The following is a 21,072-nucleotide window of genomic DNA, read 5'->3' on the forward strand; positions in this document are numbered from 1 at the left end:
GGGCAGGGCGTCCGCTACGCTTCGGCTGAGCATTCACCGTGACCTTCCAGGGGGAAGACGTGACCGACCCGAACCAGCCCGCCCCGAACCCGTTCGCCGCGCCCGGCTACGCGCCCGCACCGTACGGTCCGCCGGCTGCACAGCCGGGCGGCTACCCGCCGTACGGCTGGGCCCAGCCTGCGGCCCCCGTGCAGCGCTCGCGCCGCATGGGCGTGACCGCCCTGGTGCTGGCGGCCGCGGTGTTCGTGCTGTCGATCGTGGCGTCCGTCGTCGTCGGGATGGCCGCGGGACCGCTGGCGTCCCGCACCTCCACCTCCTTCAACTTCAACACGGCGAACCTGACCGAGGCGCAGGCGGAGGCGTTCGCGCCGGCCGGGGCGCTGATGGGGCTGCAGCTACTGCTGGGCACCGCGATCGGCATCACCGCGCTGGTGCTGGGGATCGTCGCCGTGGCGACCAAGCGGGGTCGGCCGTTCGGCATCGTCGCGATCGTCCTCGCCGGGGCGGCGCCGATCGTGTCGTTCGTCGTGTACGGCGCGACGCTCGTCGCGACGCTGCCGCCCGCCTGACCCCCTGCCGCCCACACAGATAAGTGCCGAATGTGCGGAATGACGCCGCACGAGCGCTCATTCGTGCCGAATGAGTGCCATTCGTCACGAATGAGCGCCACTCGTCACGAATCGCGCCGCGCGGCTCAGCGGGCGTGGAAGCGGTTCTGCGCGGGGGTGAGCCCCTCGGCGGCGATCTGCTCGACCGCGTCGGCGGCATCCGCTACCAGGATCGGGAGGTTCGTGCGCTCGGTCGACGAGAACGCCTTGAGTACGTGGTCCGCGGCGCCGGACGAGCCGGGCGGACGGCCGACGCCGACCCGCACGCGCGTGAAGTCACCGGTGCCGATCACGGAGATGACATCCCGGACGCCGTTGTGGCCGCCGTGGCCGCCGCCGCTCTTGAGTCGGATGGTGTCGAACGGGATGTCCAACTCGTCGTGCACCACGATCAGGTGCGACGGGTCGAGCGAGTAGAAGCGCAGCAGCTGCGCGACCGGGCCACCGGACACGTTCATGTACGTGTTCGGCTTGGCCAGGATGAAGCGAGGGCCGCCGGGGGCGAGTCTGCCCTCGGCGACCGTCGCGTTCGTCTTGTGGGTCTTGAAGGTGAGTCCCCCGCGCGAGGCGAGTTCGTCGAGCACCATCTGACCCACGTTGTGACGCGTGGCGGCGTAGCCGGGCCCGGGGTTTCCGAGCCCGACCACGAGCCAGGGTGCGTCCATGAAGGGGATTACTCCGCGTCGCCCTCGGCGGCCTCGGCCTCGGCGGCCTCTTCGGCGGCCTCGGCCTCCTCGTCCTCGGCGCGCGCGGCGGCCGGGACGACGACGTTGAGGATGAGCAGGTCCTCGTCCTCGGCGAGCGTGGCGCCGGCCGGGAGGTCGAAGTCCTTCGCGTGGTACTGGGTGCCCTCCTCGGCGTCCGTCACGTCGATGACGATGCGCTCCGGGATGTGGGTGGCCTCGACCTCGAGCTTGATGGTCGGGATGTCGAGCACGGCGATGGTGCCGGAGAACGGCTCGCCCTCGACGTGCACCGGGACCTCGACGGTGACCTTCTCGCCGCGGCGGATGACCACGAGGTCGAGGTGCTCGATGATCTGCGACACCGGGTCCTTCTGGACGTCCTTCACCAGGGCGAGCTGGCCCTTGCCCTCGATGTCGAGGTCGAGCACCGCGTTCGCCTTGCGGAGCAGCAGGGAGACCTGGTGGCCCGGGAGGGTGACGTGGACGGGGTCGGTGCCGTGGCCGTAGATGACCGCGGGGATCTTGCCGACGGCGCGGATCTTGCGGGCCGCGCCCTTGCCGAAGCTGTCGCGCAGCTCGGCGCTGACCTTGTTGGACTCTTCAGTCGCCATGATTTCTCCTCGCCGGCACGATGACCGGCTGTCGGGCGAGCCGCGAGGCCCGCAGTGTTGGTGTTGTTCGACTCGAACGCATCGAAGTGCGCGAGGAAAGACTGCGTAGCCTGCTCCACCGCGTCGATCACGGATGCGCGTGCGCATCCCTCGCCGAAGTTCAGTTGTGGAGTCTACCCGATCGAGATAAGCTAAGCGCGCTTAGTAGATTGACGATCGGAGATCATCATGTGGACCACCCACCACACCGCCACCACCACCGCCCCCGCCGCGGCCGTCTGGTCGGCGTTGCGCGACCTGCACAGCGGCATCCCGCTCGGCCCGGCGAGCGACTCGTTCGAGCTCCACGGTCCGTTCACGGTCGGCACCGAGGTCTCCGTCACGCCTCAGGGCCAGGAGGCGATGACCTCCACCATCGTCGAGCTCGACCCGGAACACGTCTACGCCGACCGCACCGTCTTCGGCGAGCTGGCGCTGACGTTCCGCCACAGCCTGGAGGCGCAGGCGGACGGCGGCACGGCGGTGACCCACACGCTCGAGATCGACGGTCCGGGCGCCGACAACGTCGGACCGGAGCTCGGGCCGCAGATCGCCGGCGACTTCCCCGTCGCGATGACGGAGCTGCTGCACGCCGCCGAGCAGCGGGTCGCCGCCGATGCCTGAGGCCGGGCTCGGGAGCCGGTTCCCGGCCGCGTCGCAGAGCCCGGGCCTCCTGCTCTGGCGGGTGACCAACCGCTGGCAGGCCGTGATGCGGGCGGCGCTCGCCCCGCATGAGCTGACGCACGTGCAGTACGTGCTGCTCGCATCCCTCACCTGGCTCGCCGACCGCGAGCCGGAGCGCCTGGTGACCCAGGTCGAGCTCGCGGGCTTCGCGGCGACCGACCCGATGATGACGTCTCAGGTGGTGCGGGCGTTGGAGCGGGCCGGACTCGTGGAGCGGCTCCCCCACCCCACCGACGGCCGGGCGCGCGTGCTGCGCGCGACGCCGGAGGGCGCAGCGGCGGCGCGGCGAGCGACGGCCGACGTGGAGGCGGCCGACGCCGCCTTCTTCACGCCGGTGGACGCGACGGCGTTCGCGGCTCAGCTGGCGGCACTGTCGGAGGGGTGAGCGCCGCCCAGACGTTCCAGGATCGCGTCCGCGAGATCCGCCGGCGGCCGGCCGACACCGAGTCGCACGCCGGCCTCGTCCCGCTGCAGCGGCTCGAGGGTGGCGAGCTGCGAATCGAGCAGCGACACGGGCATGAAGTGCCCCGGCCGCGCCGCCATCCGCGCCGCGAGCAGCTCCTTGGTCCCGTCGAGCTCGGCGAAGACCGCATCCGGCGCCTCCGACCGGATCAGGTCGCGGTAGGCGCGCTTGAGGGCCGAGCAGGCGACCACCACCCCCTCCGGCGCCGTGTCGGCGAGGGCACGCCCGACCGCGTGGAGCCACGGGATGCGATCCTCGTCGGTCAGCGGATGCCCGGACGCCATCTTGGCGACGTTCTCGGGTGGGTGAAGCGCGTCGCCGTCGACGAACGGCACGCCCAGGCGCGCCGCGAGCAACTCGCCGACCGTGCTCTTGCCGGAGCCGGACACGCCCATCACCACCACCTGCGGCCGCCGCACGCCGCCCTCCTCGCTACGCATCCCCGCAAGTATCCCCCGTTACGCGGCCCGACTCTGCCCTCGCACGCGAGCGCTAGGCTGGGAGCACTGCTCGATTCTTGCCACCAGCGGGAGAGCTGACCCCCGGACCAAACCCGTCGCGGTGGACGGCCTCCGTCTGCCGCGGCACCACGAAGGAGCATGACGTGCCACAGGAAGCAACCGCCAACATCGGAGTCGTCGGTCTGGCGGTGATGGGGTCGAACCTGGCCCGCAACCTCGCCTCCCGCGAGGGCAACACGGTCGCGGTGTTCAACCGCACCTACGCCCGCACCGAGGAGCTGGTGAACGCGCACCCCGAGGCGGGCTTCGTCTCGGCCGAGCAGATCGACGACTTCGTCGCCTCGCTGTCGAAGCCGCGCACCGCGATCATCATGGTGCAGGCCGGCAAGGGCACGGATGCTGTCATCGACCAGCTCGTGGAGCGGTTCGAGCCGGGCGACATCATCGTCGACGGCGGCAACGCGAACTTCCACGACACCATCGAGCGCGAGAAGCGGATCGCGCCCACGGGCATCCACTTCGTCGGTGCGGGCATCTCCGGCGGCGAGGAGGGCGCGCTGCATGGCCCGTCGATCATGCCGGGCGGATCGGCGGAGTCGTACGAGACGCTGGGCCCGATCCTGGAGTCCATCGCCGCTGTCGCCGAGGGCGAGCCATGCGTGACCCACGTCGGCACCGACGGCGCGGGCCACTTCGTGAAGATGATCCACAACGGCATCGAGTACGCGGACATGCAGCTCATCGCCGAGGCGTACGACCTCCTCCGCACGATCGGCGGCCTCGAGCCGGCCGAGATCGCCGACGTGTTCGCCGAGTGGAACAACGGCTACCTCGAGTCGTACCTCATCGAGATCACCGCCGAGGTCCTGCGGCAGGTGGATGCCGAGACGGGCAAGCCGTTCATCGACATCGTCCTCGACCAGGCCGGGTCCAAGGGCACGGGCGTGTGGACCGTACAGAACGCCCTCGACCTGGGCGTCCCCGTCGGCGGCATCGCCGAGGCCGTGTTCGCCCGTGCCGTGTCGTCCAAGCCGAACCAGCGCGCCGCCGTGCAGGCGACCGTGCAGTCGCGTCCGGAGGTGCAGAAGGCCGCCGACGTGCAGGCGTTCGCCGACGACGTGTCCAAGGCGCTGTACGCCTCGAAGGTGGTCGCGTACGCGCAGGGCTTCGACGCGATCATCGCCGGCGCCGAGAAGTACGGGTGGGACATCCACAAGGACCGCATCGCCAAGATCTGGCGCGGCGGCTGCATCATCCGCGCGCAGTTCCTCAACCGCATCGCGGACGCGTACGACGAGAACCCGAACATCTCGACGCTGCTCGAGGCGCCGTACTTCGCCGACGCCGTGCGCGAGGGCGAGGCGGCCTGGCGCCGCATCGTCGCCACGGCGGCGCTGTCGGGCGTGCCGGTGCCCGGCTTCGGCTCGGCGCTGTCGTACTACGACTCGCTCGCCTCCAAGCGCCTGCCCGCCGCTCTGGTCCAGGGACAGCGCGACTTCTTCGGCGCCCACACCTACAAGCGTGTCGACAAGGAGGGCACCTTCCACACCCTCTGGTCCGGCGACCGCACCGAGATCGAGACCGAGGGCTCCTCGCACTAGACCCCTCCCCCATCGAGTACACGAAGGTGCACGCTGATTCCCGGATCGGCGTGCACTTTTTGTGTACTCGATGGCGGGTGCGAGAGAGGATGGGGTGGTGACGTACGACGACCACCCCGAGCTCGCGGAGTACGAGCCGCTCGGCGAGCGGCCCCTGCGCGGCCGCGGGATGACCGTGGCCAGCCGGGTCTTCGTCGTCGTCGCGCTCGGGGCGCTGCTGCTGCCCGGCATCCTGCTGACCATCAGCATCCAGACCCAGACCGCCGACTACACGTGCGGGGTCTACGCACGGCAGTACCAGCCGGAGTCGGTGGGATCGTCGGCGCGGTTCGAGCTGATGGGACCGCTCGGGCCGGGCTGGCAGTGCTATGCGCTCAACACCGAGGGCGACGGCACCTGGGTGGCTCCGCTCGGCCTTATTCCGTCGACTCCGCACCAGCTGCCGTGATGAGGGTTCGGACGGTCGTCAGCAGCCACGCGGCGTAGCGGTCGTCGGTCCAGCCGCTCTCCCGCACCAGCTGCTGGTGTCCCTCGGGCGACATGACGAACGAGAGCGCCGCGGCGAGCTCAGCGCGGCCCTCGTCATCCAGCCGGGCGATGGAGGCGATGCCCCGCGCTGCGAGCAAGCCCACCATCGCGGCGTAGTCGGCGTGACGCCGCGCGAGGAGCTCGGCGAGGACCGCGCCCACGGCCTCGTCGTCCCGGGCGGCCGCGGTGAAGGTCGCCCAGAGACCGGACGTGCGCGCGTTGGCCGCCGCGATGAACGGCACGAGCGCCGCGAGCAGCTGCTCGGGGTCGTCGAGGGAGGCGATGGCCGCGACCTCCGGGCGCTCGGTGAGCGAGGCCTCCCCCGCCTCGCCGCCGAACGTCAGCTCGAACGCCGCGAGCAGCAGCGCCCGCTTGGGGCCGTGGACCTTGACGCTCTCGACCGAGACGCCGGCGGCCGCGGCGATCTCCGACAAGGAGGCGCTGGCATAGCCGCGCGCGGAGAAGACCGCGGCGGCGGCCTCCAGGATGCGGCGGCGCGTCTGGCGCGCGTTCTCCTCGCGGAGCGTGGAGCGATAGGGGCGGGTGCCGGCCACTATTGACTACCCTTCGAGTGTAGTGAATACTGTTGACGTTTACTCGACTCTACTCGAAAGGCTCCCATGAACGCCCGCCCGCTCGACATCCTCCTGTGCAGCACTCCGGTGCACGGTCACGTCACCCCCCTTCTCGCCGTCAGCCGCGCGCTCGTGGAGCGCGGCCACCGCGTCCACTTCCTCACCGGCGAGCGATACCAGCAGGCGGCCGCGGCAACCGGCGCCACCGCGCTGCGGCTTCCGGCGGACGCCGACTACGACGACACCGACATGGATGCGGCGTTCCCCGGCCGTGTGGGCCTGACGGGTCCCGCGGGTATCCGCTACGACATGACCGAGATCTTCCTGCGTCCGGCGCGGAGCCAGCTCGCGGCGGTGGACGCGGTGCAGCGCGACCTGCGCATCGACGTCGTGCTGGCCGAGAGCCTGTTCCTGGGGGCGGCGCTGTTCGTCGCGCGTCCCCGCGACTCCCGGCCGCCGCTCCTCAACCTCGGCATCGTGCCGCTCGGCCTGAAGAGTCGAGACACGGCTCCGTTCGGTCTCGGCGTGCCTCCCCGGCCGGGCGGCATCGGACGCCTGCGCAACGGGCTACTGACCCTCGCCGCCGAGAAGGGCGTGTTCGCGCCGGTGCAGCGCGCGGCGGTCCGCGCGGGCATCGACGCCGGCAGCGGCCTGAACGGCTTCGTGCTCGACTGGCCCTCTCACGCGGACGGCGTCGTGCAGTTCACCGTCCCCGAGTTCGAATACCCGCGCGGCGACGTGCGGGTGCCGGTGAGCTTCGTCGGCCCGATCTCACGGACCCGCGCCTCCGACGCACCCCTGCCGGCGTGGTGGGAAGACCTCGATGACGGGCGCCCGGTCGTCCACGTCACGCAGGGCACCGTCGCCAACCGCCGCTTCGACGACCTCGTGCTGCCGACCATCCGAGCGCTCGCCGACGACGACGTGTGGGTGGTCGCGAGCACCGGCGGCCGTCCGGTCGCGGAGCTCGGGGCAGACCTCCCGGCGAACGCGCGGATCGCACCGTACCTGCCGTACGACCGGCTCCTGCCGCGCACCTCCGCGTACGTCACGAACGGCGGCTACGGCGGCATCCACTACGCGATGGAGCACGGCGTCCCGATCGTCGTCGCCGGCACCACGGAGGACAAGACGGAGGTCTCCGCGCGGGTCGCCTGGTCGGGGGTGGGTGTCAACCTGCGGACGAACCGGCCGTCTGAGGTCGCGGTGCGGGATGCGGTCCGCGGGGTGCTGCGCGATCCCGGCTACGCCGAGCGGAGCGCGCGCATCGGCGAAGCGATCCGCCGCTCGCCCGGCGCGAACGGCCTGGAGGCTGCGGTCGTCGCGGCGGTCGGGCGGACCGGGTCGCATCCCCGCGTCCCGAGGTGATTCGTTGCGGGCTCTCGCGCGAAAGGGAGGGGCCGAGACGCGACACGCCGGGTGGATGCGCGAAAGGGAGGACACCCGCGCCGTCGCCGGCCGGATGTCCTCCCTTTCGAACGCGAGGAGCTACGCCGCTCCGTCGAACATCGAGGTGACCGAGCCGTCGGTGAAGACCTCGCGGATCGCGTTCGCGAGCAGCGGCGCGATCGGCAGCACGGTGAGGTTGTCCCAGCGCTTGTGCTCGGGCAGCGGGAGCGTATCGGTGACGACGACCGAGTCGATCGCGTCGCTCTGCAGCAGCTCGACCGCCGGGTCGCTGAACACCGCGTGGGTCGCCGCGACGACGACGCCGGTCGCACCCGCGGCCTTGAGCGCCTCGGCCGCCTTCACGATCGTGCGGCCGGTGTCGATGAGGTCGTCGACCAGCAGGCAGACGCGGCCGTTGACCTCGCCGACGATCTCGTGCACCGAGACCTGGTTCGGTACCAGCGGGTCGCGGCGCTTGTGGATGATCGCGAGGGGCGCGCCGAGCTTGTCGCTCCAGATGTCGGCGACGCGCACGCGGCCCATGTCCGGCGAGACGACGGTCAGGGTCGAAGGATCGAGCTCGCGCTTCATGTGGTCCAGCAGCACCGGCATGGCGAACAGGTGATCGACCGGGCCGTCGAAGAAGCCCTGGATCTGCGCGGCGTGCAGGTCGACCGACATGATGCGGTCGGCGCCGGCCGCCTTGAACAGGTCGGCGACCAGGCGGGCCGAGATCGGCTCGCGGCCGCGGCCCTTCTTGTCCTGGCGGGCGTAGGGGTAGAAGGGGGCCACCACGGTGATGCGCTTCGCCGACGCGCGCTTGAGCGCGTCCACCATGATGAGCTGCTCCATGAGCCACTCGTTGATCGGCGAGGTGTGCGACTGGATGACGAACGCATCCGAGCCGCGGACGCTCTCATCGAAGCGCGCGTAGATCTCGCCGTTGGCGAAGGTGCGGGCGTCGGTGGGGACCAGTTCGCTCCCGAGGCACTCGGCGATCTCCTGCGCGAGCTGGGGATGCGCGCGACCGGAGATCAGGACGAGTCGTTTCTGGCCGGTCGCGGTGATCCCTGACACTTATTCTCCGCTCTCTGCCGAGGCGTCGCTCTCGCGTGCGGCCTTGTCGGCGTCCGTGCCCGGCCGCTTCTCCGCGACCCAGCCTTCGATATTGCGCTGCGGGGCGACGGTGATGGCGAGGGCTCCCGCCGGGACGTCCTTGCGGACGACCGTTCCTGCTCCCGTGTACGCTCCGTCACCTATCCTAACCGGCGCGACGAGCGCGGTGTTCGTCGCGATCCGGACGTGCGAGCCGATGACCGTGCGGTGCTTGTTCACGCCGTCGTAGTTGGCGGTGATGACGCCGGCACCGAGGTTGCCGCCTTCGCCCACCTCGGCGTCGCCGACGTAGTTGAAGTGCGCGAGCTTGGTCCCCTCGCCGATGGTCGCGTTCTTCGTCTCGACGAAGGTGCCGATCTTGCCGTGCGCGCCGAGCACCGTGCCCGGACGGAGGTAGGCGAACGGTCCGACCGTCGCGCCCGCGCCGATCACGGCCAGCGTCGCGTCCGTGCGCTTCACCGTCGCACCGGCGCCGACCTCGGTGTCGAGGAGGGTGGTGTCCGGCCCGATCGTCGCACCGGTCTCGACCAGCGTCGCACCGCGCAGCTGCGTGCCCGGGAGCAGGGTCACGTCGGGCTCGAGCTTCGCCTTGACGTCGATCCACGTCGTCGCCGGGTCCTGGATGGTGACACCCGCGAGCTGCCAGGTGCGCACGATGAGCGCGTTGAGCTTCGCGGCCGCGTCGCTCAGCTGGGCGCGGTCGTTGATGCCCTCGACCAGCCACGACTCGGAGACGGGGAGCGCGTCCACGTCGAAGCCCGCCTCGCGGAGCAGCCCGATCACGTCGGTGAGGTACTTCTCGCCCTGCGCATTGTCGGTGGCGACGAGCGCGAGCTTGTCGCGCAGCGCGGCCAGGCCGAAGAGGTAGATGCCGGCGTTGATCTCGCCGATCCCGCGCTCCGCCTCGGTGGCGTCCTTGTGCTCGACGATCCGGTCGAGGTGGCCCTCGGGCGTGCGGACGATGCGGCCGTAGCCGGTGGCGTCGGCCGGGAAGGAGGACAGGATGGTCGCCGCGGCCTCGCCGGAGCGGTGCTTCGCGATCAGCTCGCGCAGCGTCTCCGCGTCCAGCAGCGGCACGTCGCCGTTGACGACGAGGACGTCGCCGGAGAAGTCCTCCGGGAGCGCCGCGATGGCCTGCTCGACCGCGCGTCCGGTGCCCGGGACCTCGTCCTGGTCGACGATGACCGCCTCGGGCATGTCCGCCTCGATGACCTCGGCGAGCCGGTCGCGCTCGTGGCGGACGACCGCGATGACGTGGGCCGCGTCCAGCTCGTGCGCCGTGGCGAGCACGTGCGACACGATCGGGATGCCGCCCAGCGGGTGCAGGAGCTTGGGGGTCGCGGACTTCATCCGCGTTCCCTGCCCCGCCGCGAGGACGACGATGGCGAGATTCTGGTCGGTCATGTCTCTCCAGGGGTTCGCATGGTTGCGCTCCGCCTCCAGGACTCGAACCTGGACCTCACAGCTCCAAAGGCTGTCGTGCTGCCATTACACCAAGGCGGAACACGCGTTTCGCGCAGGTGACAGTCTGCCAGACGCGTCCCGGCCGCGAGCCGCGCCCGGCCCCAATAGCATGGGGGGATGGCCGACGCACGAGACGAGGTGGACCGCATCGTCGACGCCTGGCTGCGCGAGCGCCCGGACCTCGACTTCGCCCCGCTGCAGGTGCTCTCGCGCGTCGATCGCCTCTCCCGCCACCTGGACCGTGCGCGCCGCGCCGCCTTCGAACGCTCCGACCTCGACTCGTGGGAGTTCGACGTGCTCGCCGCGCTGCGCCGCGCCGGAGCCCCGTACCAGCTGAGCCCGAAGTCGCTGCTGCAGCAGACCCTGGTCTCCTCCGGCACGATGACGAACCGCATCGACCGCCTCGTCGCCCGGGGCCTCGTCGAGCGCCGCACGGACCCGAACGACGGCCGCGGCATCCTCGTGCAGATGACGGCGGCGGGGCTGACGCGGGTGGACGCGGCGATCACCCGACTCGTGGACGCGGAGGCGGAGCTGCTCGACGGCCTGTCCGCGGCGGACGCGGAGCGGCTGGCGGCGCTGCTGCGGAAGCTGAGCCTGGGCTTCGACGCGGAGGCTTGACGCCGTTCGCCCACCGCATACCCCGCTCCCAGGTGGCCGTTATGCCGCTCTCATAAACTCGACGGCGATGAGACTCTCCCGACTGAAGCGACTGCCCTCCCGGGTCAAGCGCGCCGCGCGCTATGAGATCCACGCGCATTGGCGCCGCCAGCCCATCGTTCAGGGGTCGGTGTTCTACGAGTCGTTCTCGGGCAACGGGATGCTCGACAACCCGGAGGCGCTGTTCCGAGAGCTCCTCGCCGCGCCCGACCTGGAGCACCTCACCCATGTGTGGGCGCTGTCCGACCTGTCGCTGTACCGGTCGGCGGTGCGGGAGTTCGCCGGGAACGACCGGGTCAGCTTCGTCCGCTACGGGTCCGCCGCGTATTACCGGGCGCTCGCGACCAGCCAGTACCTCGTCAACAACGCCACCTTCCCGCCCGACTTCTCGAAGCGTCCCGGACAGGTGTACCTCAACACCTGGCACGGCACGCCGCTCAAGCGGATGGGCTACGACATCGAGGGCGGCGCGCTCGCCACGGCGAACATCATCCGCAACTTCGTCCAGGCCGACTACCTGCTCTCGGCGAACCCGTTCATGTCGGAGCAGATGTACCAGACCGGCTACAAGCTCACAGGCGTCTACCGCGGCACCCTCGTCGAGGAGGGCTACCCGCGCATCGACCGCCAGTTCCTGGATGAGCGCGAGCGCGAACTGGTGCGGCAGCGACTCGTCGGCGCCGGCATCCCGCTCGGCGACCGCAAGGTCATCCTGTACGCGCCGACCTGGAAGGGCGAGACCTTCGGGCGACCCGAGGACGACCTCGACGCGCTGCTCGCGCACATCGCCCAGATCGAGGAGCGCATCGACACCAGCCGGTACGCGGTGCTCCTGAAGACGCACCAGACCGTGCACTCGATGGCCGCCGACCGGCCGGAGCTGAAGCGGATGCTCGTGCCGAACGAGATCCCCACCAACCTGGTCCTCGGCGCGACGGACATGCTCATCTCCGACTACTCGAGCATCTTCTTCGACTTCCTGCAGACCGGCCGGCCGATCGTCTTCTTCACGCCCGACCTCGCCGACTACGCGGGCACCCGCGGGCTGTACTTCGAGCCGGAGGAGTGGCCCGGTCCGGTGCTCATGTCGGCGCGCGAGGTCGGCGATGCGCTTCACGCCATCGCGGAGGGCGGGGACGCGGTGCCCGAGGCGTCGCGCGAGAAGTACCTCGACATGCAGCGCCGCTTCACGCCCTACGAAGACGGGCACGCCTCGAAGCGGGTCGTCGACATCGTCTTCCGCGGAGTGCGGGACGGCTACCGGCTGCGCACCGATCTCGCGGACGACGGCCGGAAGAAGATCCTGCTGTACCTCGGCGGGATGCGGCCCAACGGCATCACCACCTCGGCCCTCAACCTGCTCAACAACATCGACCACGAGCGCTACGACGTCTCGGCGTTCTTCGCGCAGTCCCGGTCGCGCGTGATCCAGGGCAAGCAGATGCAGATCCACCCCGACGTGCGCCAGTTCCCGCGCGTCGGCGGGATGAACGGCGCCAAGCTGCTGCACCTCGCCCGCCACCTCGACTTCCGGCGCGGGCGCATCTCGCAGCACGCCGACATCCCCGCGCAGAACGCGCTGTGGGACGACGAGTGGTACCGCTGCTTCGGCGAGAGCCGGTTCGACTACGTGGTCGACTTCTCGGGGTACGGGCCGTTCTGGGCGGCGCTCCTGCTGCACTCCCCCGAGGCGCAGCGGGCGATCTGGCTGCACAACGACCTCGCCTCCGACGCGCACCGCGAGGTGAACGGCGAGAAGCGGATGCTGCACAGCCTCACGCAGATCTTCACCCTCTACGGGCAGTACGACCACCTCGTCTCCGTCTCGCCGACGCTGTCGGAGATCAACCGCGACTCGCTGAACGAGTACGCGGCGCCGGAGAAGTTCGTCTCGGCGCTGAACACGGTAGACGCCGAGCACATCCTCGAGAACGCCGCCGGCGACCTGCACGAGCTGACGTTCGACGAGGAGACGGGCAGCATCCCGGACTGGGCCGAGCTGCTCCTGGCCGACGACGACGTGACGACCTTCGTCAACGTGGGGCGGCTGTCGCCGGAGAAGAACCAGACGCGGCTCATCCGCGCGTTCGCCGCAGTGCACGCTGAGAACCCGCGCACGCGGCTGGTCGTGGTCGGCTCAGGTCCGCTCGCGGGCGACCTCGAGGCGCTGGTCGCCGAGCTCGGGCTGCAGGGGTCGGTGTTCCTCACCGGGATGCAGCGGAACCCGCACGCGATCATGGCGAAGGCCGACTGCTTCGTGCTCTCCAGCGACTACGAGGGGCAGCCGATGGTGCTGCTGGAGGCGCTGGTGCTGCAGCTGCCGATCGTGACGGTCGAGTTCGCGTCGGCCAAGAACGCGCTGCCCGCGGGCAGCGGCATGGTGGTGCCGCAGACGGTCGAGGGCGTGGCCGACGGCATGCGCGCCTTCCTCCGCGGTGACGTCCCGGACAGCCACTTCGACTACGTCGCCTACAACCGCAAGGCCGTCGCCGAGTTCTACGCCGCCATCGGCGCCGTCCCCGCCCCCGCACCCGCTGACTGACCGCTAGCCGGCGGCTGGTCAGGCGCGGGCGAGGAGGGCCGGGAGGTCGAGGCCGGTCGGGAGCTCGCCGTAGAGCGAGCCGCGCTCGGGACCGAGGCGCGCGGCGACGAACGCGTCGGCGACCGGCGCCGGCGCGTCGCGGATCAGGAGCGACGCCTGCAGCGCGACCGCGAGCGCCGAGACCAGCGAGCGCACCGACGACTCGGCGGCGACCGGATCGGCGTCCGCCGATGCGACGCACGACGCCACGCGCGCCCGCAGCCGATCGTGATGCGCGTCGAAGGTCCGGTACACGCCGCGCGCGCCGGCCAGCTCCGCGTCGAACACCTCCCACGCCGCCGGCTCCCGCCGCAGCGCGCGCAGCACATCCAGCGCGATGACGTTGCCCGACCCCTCCCAGATCGCCATCACCGGCTGCTCCCGGTACCGCCGGGCCAACGGGAACGCCTCGGTGTACCCGTTCCCGCCGAGGCACTCCAACGCCTCGTACGCGTGCCCCGGCCCCCGCTTGCAGACCCAGTACTTCGTCACTGCGGTCGCGAGGCGCCGGAATGCCGCATCAGTCTCCGGCGCGTCCGCGTCGTGCGCCCGCGCCAGCCGCAGCGCGACCGTGGTCGCCGCCTCCGACTCCAGGGCCAGGTCGGCGAGCACGGCGGTCATGGCGGGCTGATCGACCAGCCGCGCCCCGAACGCCGCGCGGTGCCGCGTGTGCCACACCGCCTCCGCGACGGCCTGGCGCATCCCCGCCGCGCTGCCGTACACGCAGTCGAGCCGGGTGCGGTTCACCATCTCGAGGATGGTGCGCACCCCGCGCCCCTCCTCCCCCAGCAGGTAGCCGACCGTCCCGTCGAACTCCACCTCGCTGGACGCGTTGGAGCGGTTGCCGAGCTTGTCCTTCAGCCGCTGGAGGAGGAAGACGTTGCGGTCGCCATCGTCCAGCACCCGCGGCACCAGGAAGCACGACAGCCCGGCCGCCGTCTGCGCGAGGACGAGGAACGCGTCGGACATCGGCGCCGAGCAGAACCACTTGTGCCCGGTGAGCAGCCAGCGTCCGTCGCCGTCGGCGAGAGCCCGCGTGGTGTTGGCGCGGACGTCCGACCCGCCCTGCTTCTCGGTCATCGCCATCCCGAACAGCGCCGACGACTTGCCCGCGAGCAGCCGGCCGTCGTACTCGCGGCTGAGCAGGCGCGGCATCCACTCGGCGGACAGGGAGTCGGAGGCGGCGAGCGCGGGGACGGCCGCATGCGTCATGGAGACGGGGCAGGCGTGCCCGGGCTCGATCTGGGCGAACAGCATGAAGGCGGCGGCGCGGGCGACGTTCGCGCCCGGGCGCGGCTCGGCCCACGCGGAGGTGTGCGCCCCGGCGGCCACCGCCTGCGCGATCACCCGGTGGTATCCGTCGTCGTACTCGACCTCGTCGATCCGGTTGCCCCACCGGTCGAAGGCGCGCAGCTGCGGCTCGTGGACGTTCGCGAGCTCCGCATCGCGCTGGAAGGACGCCGACCCGACGAGCCGGCCGGTCTCGCCGAGCGCGGCGGCCGCCCATCCCGCGTCGTACCGCTCCACCCCCTCGCGCAGCGGTGCGTTGGCGGCGAACTCGTCGACGTCGACGCGCGGCGGAGACTGGTTCACGACGGTGTGGGTGACCATGGCGGGAGTCTAGTGCGGCATCCCCGGTAGGCTGGATGGCCTCATGGCTCACCTTCTCGGCGCGGAAGCGCTGCACCTGGAGTACCCGACGCGCACCGTCTTCGACTCCGTCACTCTCGGCATCGCGGAGGGCGACCGCATCGGCGTCGTCGGCCGCAACGGCGACGGCAAGTCGACGCTCCTGCAGCTGCTGGCCGGTCGCCTCGAGCCGGACTCCGGCCGGGTCACGCGGCGGCGGGATGTGACGGTCGGGATGCTCGACCAGCGCGACGAGCTGCCGGCGCAGCTGACCGTGGGGCATGCGATCGTCGGCGACCGCGAGGAGCACCTGTGGGCCGGCGATCCGCGGGTCCGGGACGTGCTGGCGGGTCTCGTGTCCGACATCCGGTGGGATGCGACCATCGGCGAGCTGTCCGGCGGCCAGCGGCGCCGCGTCGCGCTCGCCGCGCTGCTGGTGCACGACCACGACATCCTGTTCCTCGACGAGCCGACGAACCACCTCGACCTGGAGGGCGTCGCCTGGCTGGCGCAGCACCTGAAGGGGCGCTGGTCGTCCGGCTCCGGCGCGCTGGTGGTCGTGACGCACGACCGGTGGTTCCTGGATGAGGTGTCGACGGCGACCTGGGAGGTGCACGACGGCATCGTGGAGCCGTTCGAGGGCGGCTACGCGGCCTACGTGCTGCAGCGTGTCGAGCGCGACCGGATGGCCGCCGTCGCCGAGACGAAGCGCCAGAACCTCATGCGCAAGGAGCTGGCCTGGCTGCGCCGCGGGGCGCCGGCGCGCACCTCCAAGCCCAAGTTCCGGATGGACGCGGCGGCCGAGCTGATCGCGGACGAGCCGCCGCTGCGCGACACCGTGGCGCTGACCACGCTGGCGACCGCCCGCCTCGGCAAGGACGTCGTCGACCTGCTCGATGTGTCCGTGTCGTACCCGCCGAAGACCGTGCTGCGCGACGTGGAGTGGCGCATCGCCCCAGGCGAGCGCACCGGCATCCTGGGCGTCAACGGCGCGGGCAAGTCGACCCTGCTCGGCCTCGTCGCCGGCACCGTCAAGCCGGACTCCGGCCGCGTGAAGCGCGGCAAGACCGTCAAGATCGCCACCCTGACCCAGCAGCTCGACGAGCTCGACGAGGTGCGCGACGAGCGCGTCAGCGCGGTGGTCGCGGGCAAGAAGACGACCTACCTCGCGGGTGGCAAAGAGGTCAGCCCGGGCCAGATGCTGGAGCGGCTCGGATTCACGAACGCGCAGCTCTCCACCCCGGTGAAAGATCTGTCGGGCGGCCAGAAGCGCCGCCTCCAGCTGCTCCTCATCCTGCTCGACGAGCCGAACGTCCTCATCCTGGACGAGCCGACCAACGACCTCGACACCGACATGCTCGCGGCGATGGAGGACCTGCTCGACTCCTGGCCCGGGACGCTGCTCGTCGTCTCGCACGACCGGTACCTGCTGGAGCGGGTCACCGACCAGCAGTACGCGGTGCTGGACGGGCGGCTCCGGCACCTCCCCGGCGGGGTGGACGAGTACCTGCGGCTGCGTCGCGCGCAGAGCAGGAGCGAGGGGACGGCGCCGTCCGCACCCGTGGCGGCCGTCTGCGGTCCGGCCCTCTCGGGCGCTGCACTGCGCGCGGCGGAGAAGGAGCTCACCGCGCTCGACCGGCGCCTCGCCAAGGTGACCGACCAGGTCGCGGCGAAGCACGAGGAGCTGGCCCGGCACGATCAGAGCGACTACGTCGGCCTCGGCCGCCTCACCGATGAGCTGCGGACGCTGGAGGGCGAGATCGCCGACCTCGAGACCCGCTGGCTGGAGCTCTCGGAGCAGCTGGAGGGCTGAACGCCGCCAGCGGCCCAGCGGGAGACGGGCGCGTTCGCAGCGCGAACACTTGCGCCGGCGCACACCCCGGACTGGGGAACGAAACGCCGTCCTCGCTGTGCGATGATCCTGAGAATCGGTCGCGTACCCGACCCGACGCGGCCGAGGGGGAACGGGAGCGGCACGTGAGCAAGGAGATTCGGGCCGCGGACACGCGGCTCCTGTTCGGACGGGACCACGCCCGGGAGACGGTCCTCCTGGTCGCCCACCACGCGCGCGAGACCGGCGGCGCCGTGCTGGTGACCGGCGAGGCGGGCCTCGGCAAGACCGCCCTGCTGGCCGACGTCGCCGAACGGCTCGACGGATGGACGGTGCTCCGCGTCCACGCCGACTCGTTCGAATCCGACCTCGCCTACGCCACCGTCGAGACGCTGATCCGGGGACTGAACGGGGTGCGCGGACGGAGCCGCGGCGCGTCGGCCCGCATCCCGTCTCCCGCGCCCGGTGACGACCCGCTGACCGTCGGGCGCCTGCTGCTCGACGCGGTCGACGCGATCGACGGACCCGTGTGCCTCATCGTCGACGACGCGCAGTGGGTCGACGAGCCGTCGGCACGGACCCTGCGCTTCGTCGTGCGCCGGCTCTCCGACCAGGGGTTCCTCTTCACCGCAGCGACACGACCGCAGCAGAACAACGTGGTGGCGCTCTTCGACGACATCGCCTCGAACACGGCGAACCACGCCCGCGTCGACCTCACGCCGCTGACCGTCGGCGACACGCAGGAGCTCGCCCGCCACATCCTGGGCCACCCGATCTCGCGCCGCACCGCCACCCGCCTCACCGAGGCGACGCAAGGCTCGCCCCTGCTGCTGAGCGTGCTGCTCGGGCAGCTGCGGGAGTCGTTCGCGCAGGCCGCGCATCCCGCAGGCTGGGACCTCCCCGGCACCGCGATCACGCCGCTCGCCACCGCCATCGCGGCGTCCCTCGAAGGCGCCGACCCGTCCGTGCGCGCCGCCGCCGAACTCGTCGCCGTGCTGCGCGACCCGCTGCCGCTGCCCGTCGTCGGCACCATCGCCACACGGCTGGGCGCCGACGTGGACGTGCACGCCGCCGTGGCCCGCGGACTGGTGCTGGCCGGAACGCGGGACGGCGTGGTGCGCGTCGAGCCCGCGCACGCGCTGCTCGCCGACGCACTCGTCGCGGGCGTTCCGCTCGACCGCCGGACCGCCATCCACCGCGTCGCCGCGGAGGTGCTCACCGGGCACCGCGCGCTGCGTCACCGGGTGGAGGCGGCCGACCAGGCCGATCCCGGCCTCGTGCAGGAGCTCCTCGGGGCGGCGCTCGCCGTGTCCGACCTGGGTCAGGCGGAGCAGGCGTTCAGCTACGCGCGCTCCGCCGTCGATCTGGCGGCCGGTGCGGAGTCGGAGCGGGCGCTGCTCGAGCTCGGGCTCATCGCGATGCGCTTCCGGATGCACGAGCGCATCCTGGCGCTGCGTCCCGCCTACGAGTCGCTGCCGTCCTTGCCCACCCGCGACGCGGTGCTCCTGGAGGTGCGCACCCTCTCCCGCGATCTGCCCGGAGCCCTGGCGCTCGCGCTGGAGCTGGAGCGACGGCCCGCGACGAACGCGGATGAGCGGGCGATCCGCTCCCACGCGGCCGAGGCGCTGCCGAAGGTGCTCATGGCGATGGGCGACTTCGCAACCGTGCTCGATCACCTGGAGACGGCCCGACGGCACATCGGCGAGAGCCCGTCGCCCGAGGAGGTCGCCGATCCGGCGCTCCGCTGGCTGGCGGCACCGCAGGACGACCTCACCCGGCTGCTGGGGTGGGCGATCATCTCGGCCTCGCACGCCCGCCGGCCCGAGCTGTTCGGCCCGCTGGTCCGAGAGCTGGACGAGCTGACCGCGGAGCACGAGTCGCCGGCGACGGTGGATGCGCTGGTCGGGCGCGCGCGGGTGTTCATCCTGACCGGCGACGTCGACCGCTGGCGGGAGGACCTCTCCCGCGCCGCGGACCTCGTGCGGCGCTTCCCGACCAGCTGGACAGCCGGCTTCGCGCGGACGATGTACGCGCACATCCTGTTCCTCACCGGAGAATGGGAGGAGTCGGTCACCCTGGCCGACACCGCGGTCGCGCTGGCGCTCGACGAGACGGACCTCTCCTGCTGGCCGATCGCCCTCTGGACGTCGGCCCTGGTGCGCGCCGGCCGCGGCGAGGCGGAGGCCGTCCACGAGCGCCTCCAGGCCGCCGAACAGGCGGACCCGCGGATCACCGGATCGTACGACGGCGACCTGCCGTTCCTGGCGCGGGCGGAGCTGGCCCGGGCGCTCGGGCGTCCGCAGGAGCAGCTCGCCGCGACCGAGGACGCGGAGGCCGCCGCGTCGCGCGGGTCCACCCTCGGCTGGTTGACGTACCGGGTGGACGCGCTCGCCGCGCTCGGGAGGGCGTCGGAGGCGCGTGCGGCCTACGAGCAGTGCGCTGCGCCGGGGATGTGGCGTCCGTACTATGGCTCGCTGCGCTGGCTGGAGGGACGGGTCCTGGAGGCCGAGGGACGGGATGCGGAGGCGCTCGCGGCGTACCGGGACGCCGCGTCCGACCCGGCCGGTTCGCTGTTCCCCTTCCCGCAGGCGGTGGCCGCCGCGGACGCCGGGCGGCTCGGGCTCTCCGCCGGGGCCGCGGACGCGCGCGCACGGCTGGAGGCTGCTGCCGCGACGTTCCGCCGGCTCGGCGCGTCCGGGTACCTTGCCCGCACGGTGCGCATCCTGGATCAGGCCGACGCGGCGCCCGTCGCTCCGGCGGACCCGCTCGCGACGCTGACCACGCGCGAGCGGCAGGTGGCGCATGCGCTGGCCGCCGGCATGACGAACAAGGAGATCGCGGAGCGGCTGTACGTCTCGGTCACCACGGTGAACTTCCACGTGCGGAACATCCTGTCGAAGCTCGGGCTGCGCTCGCGCCGGGACCTGCGCACGCTGTCGCGCCGGAGACCCGTCAAATCTTGACGGTTTCGCCCCCGAGTAGGGCGCGTGGCAGGCTCGTCGCCTACGCTGAAAACCGACCCGGGATGCCCGGCCCGGCTCGCGGAAACGCTTCTCGCACCGACGAATCGTCTCAACCCGACGCGCGCCCGGCCGGGCATCCTCAGGGTGCGCGGCGGGCAGTCCGCACGGCGAGGCTGTCCCTCTGACCAGCTCCGCGAACCTGCGCTGTCCCTCAGTCCCCGACGATGCGCGCGCCGTGCACCGGCCCGGTGGCCCGAACGGCCTTGACGCGGGAGGCGCTCAGCGCGATCTGCAGGTCGAGCGCCGAGTCGAGGTCGGCGGTCAGGAACGCCACCGTGGGGCCCGAGCCCGAGACGATGCCGGCGAGCGCGCCGTTCATCTCCCCCAGTTCGATGACGTCGGCGATCTCCGGGGCGAGGTGGATGGCCGGCGCCTGCAGGTCGTTGGTCAGCGCCTCGGCGAGCATCGCCGGGTCGCCGGCCCGGAGGGCGTGCAGCACGGCCGAGTCGACGCTCGGCGTCAGCTGCGCCGGCGCGATGTCGCGAGCGTGACGTTCGCGGTGCCTGTCGAGCTCGCTGTAGACGCGCGGGGTGCTGAGTTCGCCGTCGGGGAGCGCGAGCACCCAGTGGAACTGGCCGGTCGCCAGCGCCGGGCTGAGCTGGTCGCCGCGGCCCGTCCCGATCGCCGTGCCTCCGACCAGGGCGAACGGCACGTCGGCGCCCAGGCGCGCGGCCAGCGCGTGCAGCTCGTCGCGGCCGACATCGGTGCCCCAGAGGGCGTCGCACGCGACGAGTGTCGCGGCGGCGTCGGCCGAGCCGCCGCCCATGCCGCCCGCGATCGGCACGTTCTTGTCGATCTCGAGGCGCACGCCGCCGGTGTACCCGGTGCGCCGCGCCAGGAGGCGAGCGGCCTTCAGCGCGAGGTTGGAGTCGTCGACCGGCAGGCTGCTCGTGTCGATGGAGCCGCCGAAGCTGAGGGAGAACTCGTCGTCCGGGTAGGCGCGCACGTCCTCGTAGAGAGAGACGGCCTGGTAGGCGGTCGCGACGTCGTGGTAGCCGTCCTCCATGACGGCGCCGACGCGCATGAAGACGTTGATCTTGCCGGGAGCGCGAACGTGCACGCTGTCAACGTCCCACCCGTCCACCATGCTTCCAACCTACACACCCGGCGGACTCGCCGCTGT

At 71.8% G+C, this 21,072-nt stretch carries 18 protein-coding genes and 1 tRNA gene; 10 read left to right on the top strand and 9 right to left on the bottom strand.

What is annotated here, in order from left to right; translation table 11 throughout:
- The first annotated feature begins 59 nt into the window (after window positions 1-59).
- Window positions 60-569, top strand: a complete 510-nt coding sequence (locus tag A0130_05575) for a hypothetical protein (GenBank protein ANF31207.1) — start codon at window positions 60-62, stop codon at window positions 567-569.
- Window positions 570-694: 125 nt separating this feature from the next.
- Here A0130_05575 and A0130_05580 read toward each other — a convergent pair whose 3' ends face one another.
- Window positions 695-1,273, bottom strand: coding sequence for an aminoacyl-tRNA hydrolase (locus tag A0130_05580; GenBank protein ID ANF31208.1), 579 nt, complete (start codon window positions 1,271-1,273; stop codon window positions 695-697).
- Window positions 1,274-1,281: 8 nt separating this feature from the next.
- The gene (locus A0130_05585) at window positions 1,282-1,905 is read right to left on the bottom strand and encodes a 50S ribosomal protein L25/general stress protein Ctc (GenBank protein ANF31209.1); all 624 of its coding nucleotides are present in this window, start codon (window positions 1,903-1,905) and stop codon (window positions 1,282-1,284) included.
- A gap of 228 nt (window positions 1,906-2,133) precedes the next feature.
- Here A0130_05585 and A0130_05590 point away from each other — a divergent pair, with 228 nt between their 5' ends.
- Together A0130_05590 and A0130_05595 are read left to right on the top strand one after the other, a co-directional pair.
- Window positions 2,134-2,568: a polyketide cyclase gene (locus A0130_05590; GenBank protein ANF31210.1), complete on the top strand. Its 435-nt coding sequence runs from the start codon at window positions 2,134-2,136 to the stop codon at window positions 2,566-2,568.
- Complete coding sequence (locus A0130_05595) at window positions 2,561-3,013, top strand: MarR family transcriptional regulator (GenBank protein ID ANF31211.1); 453 nt, start codon at window positions 2,561-2,563, stop codon at window positions 3,011-3,013. The genes A0130_05590 and A0130_05595 overlap by 8 nt, the downstream gene beginning before the upstream one ends.
- On the opposite strand, the gene A0130_05600 is transcribed toward A0130_05595, so the two are convergent.
- Entirely contained in the window at window positions 2,986-3,510 is a 525-nt protein-coding gene (locus A0130_05600; GenBank protein ID ANF31212.1) for a gluconate kinase, read from the bottom strand. The two genes, A0130_05595 and A0130_05600, sit on opposite strands and share 28 nt — an antisense overlap.
- Window positions 3,511-3,743: 233 nt before the next feature.
- Between A0130_05600 and A0130_05605 the strand changes: the two genes are divergently transcribed.
- Window positions 3,744-5,153 carry a phosphogluconate dehydrogenase (NADP(+)-dependent, decarboxylating) gene (locus tag A0130_05605; GenBank protein ID ANF33312.1) on the top strand — a complete coding sequence of 470 codons (1,410 nt, stop codon included), beginning with the start codon at window positions 3,744-3,746 and terminating at the stop codon, window positions 5,151-5,153.
- A gap of 97 nt (window positions 5,154-5,250) precedes the next feature.
- Window positions 5,251-5,601 carry a hypothetical protein gene (locus A0130_05610; GenBank protein ID ANF31213.1) on the top strand — a complete coding sequence of 117 codons (351 nt, stop codon included), beginning with the start codon at window positions 5,251-5,253 and terminating at the stop codon, window positions 5,599-5,601.
- Here the strand turns inward: A0130_05610 and A0130_05615 are convergent.
- Window positions 5,570-6,235, bottom strand: a complete 666-nt coding sequence (locus tag A0130_05615) for a hypothetical protein (protein ID ANF31214.1) — start codon at window positions 6,233-6,235, stop codon at window positions 5,570-5,572. The genes A0130_05610 and A0130_05615 overlap by 32 nt on opposite strands.
- 66 nt (window positions 6,236-6,301) lie before the next feature.
- Between A0130_05615 and A0130_05620 the strand changes: the two genes are divergently transcribed.
- Window positions 6,302-7,624, top strand: a complete 1,323-nt coding sequence (locus A0130_05620) for a glycosyl transferase (GenBank protein ID ANF31215.1) — start codon at window positions 6,302-6,304, stop codon at window positions 7,622-7,624.
- A 120-nt stretch (window positions 7,625-7,744) separates the two neighbouring features.
- Here the strand turns inward: A0130_05620 and A0130_05625 are convergent, their stop codons facing one another.
- The 3 genes from A0130_05625 to A0130_05635 all read right to left on the bottom strand — a co-directional run bounded on the left by A0130_05625 (window position 7,745) and on the right by A0130_05635 (window position 10,264).
- Window positions 7,745-8,722 (bottom strand): ribose-phosphate pyrophosphokinase, encoded by a 978-nt coding sequence (locus tag A0130_05625; protein ANF31216.1) that lies wholly within the window; start codon window positions 8,720-8,722, stop codon window positions 7,745-7,747.
- The gene (gene glmU / locus A0130_05630) at window positions 8,723-10,165 is read right to left on the bottom strand and encodes a bifunctional N-acetylglucosamine-1-phosphate uridyltransferase/glucosamine-1-phosphate acetyltransferase (GenBank protein ANF31217.1); all 1,443 of its coding nucleotides are present in this window, start codon (window positions 10,163-10,165) and stop codon (window positions 8,723-8,725) included.
- Between the two features lie 27 nt (window positions 10,166-10,192).
- A tRNA-Gln gene (locus tag A0130_05635) sits at window positions 10,193-10,264 on the bottom strand.
- Window positions 10,265-10,342: 78 nt separating this feature from the next.
- Here A0130_05635 and A0130_05640 point away from each other — a divergent pair.
- Both A0130_05640 and A0130_05645 read left to right on the top strand, forming a co-directional pair.
- Complete coding sequence (locus A0130_05640) at window positions 10,343-10,846, top strand: MarR family transcriptional regulator (GenBank protein ANF31218.1); 504 nt, start codon at window positions 10,343-10,345, stop codon at window positions 10,844-10,846.
- Between the two features lie 67 nt (window positions 10,847-10,913).
- A complete protein-coding gene (locus tag A0130_05645; GenBank protein ID ANF31219.1) occupies window positions 10,914-13,427 on the top strand; it encodes a teichoic acid synthase in 2,514 nt (837 codons plus the stop codon).
- 18 nt (window positions 13,428-13,445) lie between these two features.
- On the opposite strand, the gene A0130_05650 is transcribed toward A0130_05645, so the two are convergent.
- Complete coding sequence (locus A0130_05650) at window positions 13,446-15,077, bottom strand: hypothetical protein (GenBank protein ID ANF31220.1); 1,632 nt, start codon at window positions 15,075-15,077, stop codon at window positions 13,446-13,448.
- 43 nt (window positions 15,078-15,120) lie between these two features.
- On the opposite strand from A0130_05650, the gene A0130_05655 reads away from it, so the two are divergent.
- Together A0130_05655 and A0130_05660 are read left to right on the top strand one after the other, a co-directional pair.
- A complete protein-coding gene (locus A0130_05655) occupies window positions 15,121-16,908 on the top strand; it encodes an ABC transporter ATP-binding protein (GenBank protein ANF31221.1) in 1,788 nt (595 codons plus the stop codon).
- A gap of 176 nt (window positions 16,909-17,084) precedes the next feature.
- Window positions 17,085-19,889 (top strand): hypothetical protein, encoded by a 2,805-nt coding sequence (locus A0130_05660; protein ID ANF33313.1) that lies wholly within the window; start codon window positions 17,085-17,087, stop codon window positions 19,887-19,889.
- A gap of 211 nt (window positions 19,890-20,100) precedes the next feature.
- Here A0130_05660 and A0130_05665 read toward each other — a convergent pair whose 3' ends face one another.
- On the bottom strand, window positions 20,101-21,036 hold the full coding sequence (locus tag A0130_05665; protein ID ANF31222.1) for a 4-(cytidine 5'-diphospho)-2-C-methyl-D-erythritol kinase: 936 nt from the start codon (window positions 21,034-21,036) through the stop codon (window positions 20,101-20,103).
- Window positions 21,037-21,072 lie beyond the last annotated feature (36 nt).

Source organism: Leifsonia xyli (assembly GCA_001647635.1).
In the GTDB taxonomy this organism is placed as follows: Bacteria; Actinomycetota; Actinomycetes; order Actinomycetales; family Microbacteriaceae; genus Leifsonia; species Leifsonia xyli_A.

What these genes read in the sequence shown, in the direction of transcription:
- A0130_05580 (ANF31208.1), bottom strand. Translation starts at nt 1,273, where the DNA reads ATGGACGCACCCTGGCTCGTGGTCGGGCTCGGAAACCCCGGGCCCGGC.
- A0130_05585 (ANF31209.1), bottom strand. Translation starts at nt 1,905, where the DNA reads ATGGCGACTGAAGAGTCCAACAAGGTCAGCGCCGAGCTGCGCGACAGC.
- A0130_05590 (ANF31210.1), top strand. Translation starts at nt 2,134, where the DNA reads ATGTGGACCACCCACCACACCGCCACCACCACCGCCCCCGCCGCGGCC.
- A0130_05595 (ANF31211.1), top strand. Translation starts at nt 2,561, where the DNA reads ATGCCTGAGGCCGGGCTCGGGAGCCGGTTCCCGGCCGCGTCGCAGAGC.
- A0130_05605 (ANF33312.1), top strand. Translation starts at nt 3,744, where the DNA reads ATGGGGTCGAACCTGGCCCGCAACCTCGCCTCCCGCGAGGGCAACACG.
- A0130_05620 (ANF31215.1), top strand. Translation starts at nt 6,302, where the DNA reads ATGAACGCCCGCCCGCTCGACATCCTCCTGTGCAGCACTCCGGTGCAC.
- glmU (ANF31217.1), bottom strand. Translation starts at nt 10,165, where the DNA reads ATGACCGACCAGAATCTCGCCATCGTCGTCCTCGCGGCGGGGCAGGGA.
- A0130_05640 (ANF31218.1), top strand. Translation starts at nt 10,343, where the DNA reads ATGGCCGACGCACGAGACGAGGTGGACCGCATCGTCGACGCCTGGCTG.
- A0130_05645 (ANF31219.1), top strand. Translation starts at nt 10,914, where the DNA reads ATGAGACTCTCCCGACTGAAGCGACTGCCCTCCCGGGTCAAGCGCGCC.
- A0130_05650 (ANF31220.1), bottom strand. Translation starts at nt 15,077, where the DNA reads ATGGTCACCCACACCGTCGTGAACCAGTCTCCGCCGCGCGTCGACGTC.
- A0130_05655 (ANF31221.1), top strand. Translation starts at nt 15,121, where the DNA reads ATGGCTCACCTTCTCGGCGCGGAAGCGCTGCACCTGGAGTACCCGACG.
- A0130_05665 (ANF31222.1), bottom strand. Translation starts at nt 21,036, where the DNA reads ATGGTGGACGGGTGGGACGTTGACAGCGTGCACGTTCGCGCTCCCGGC.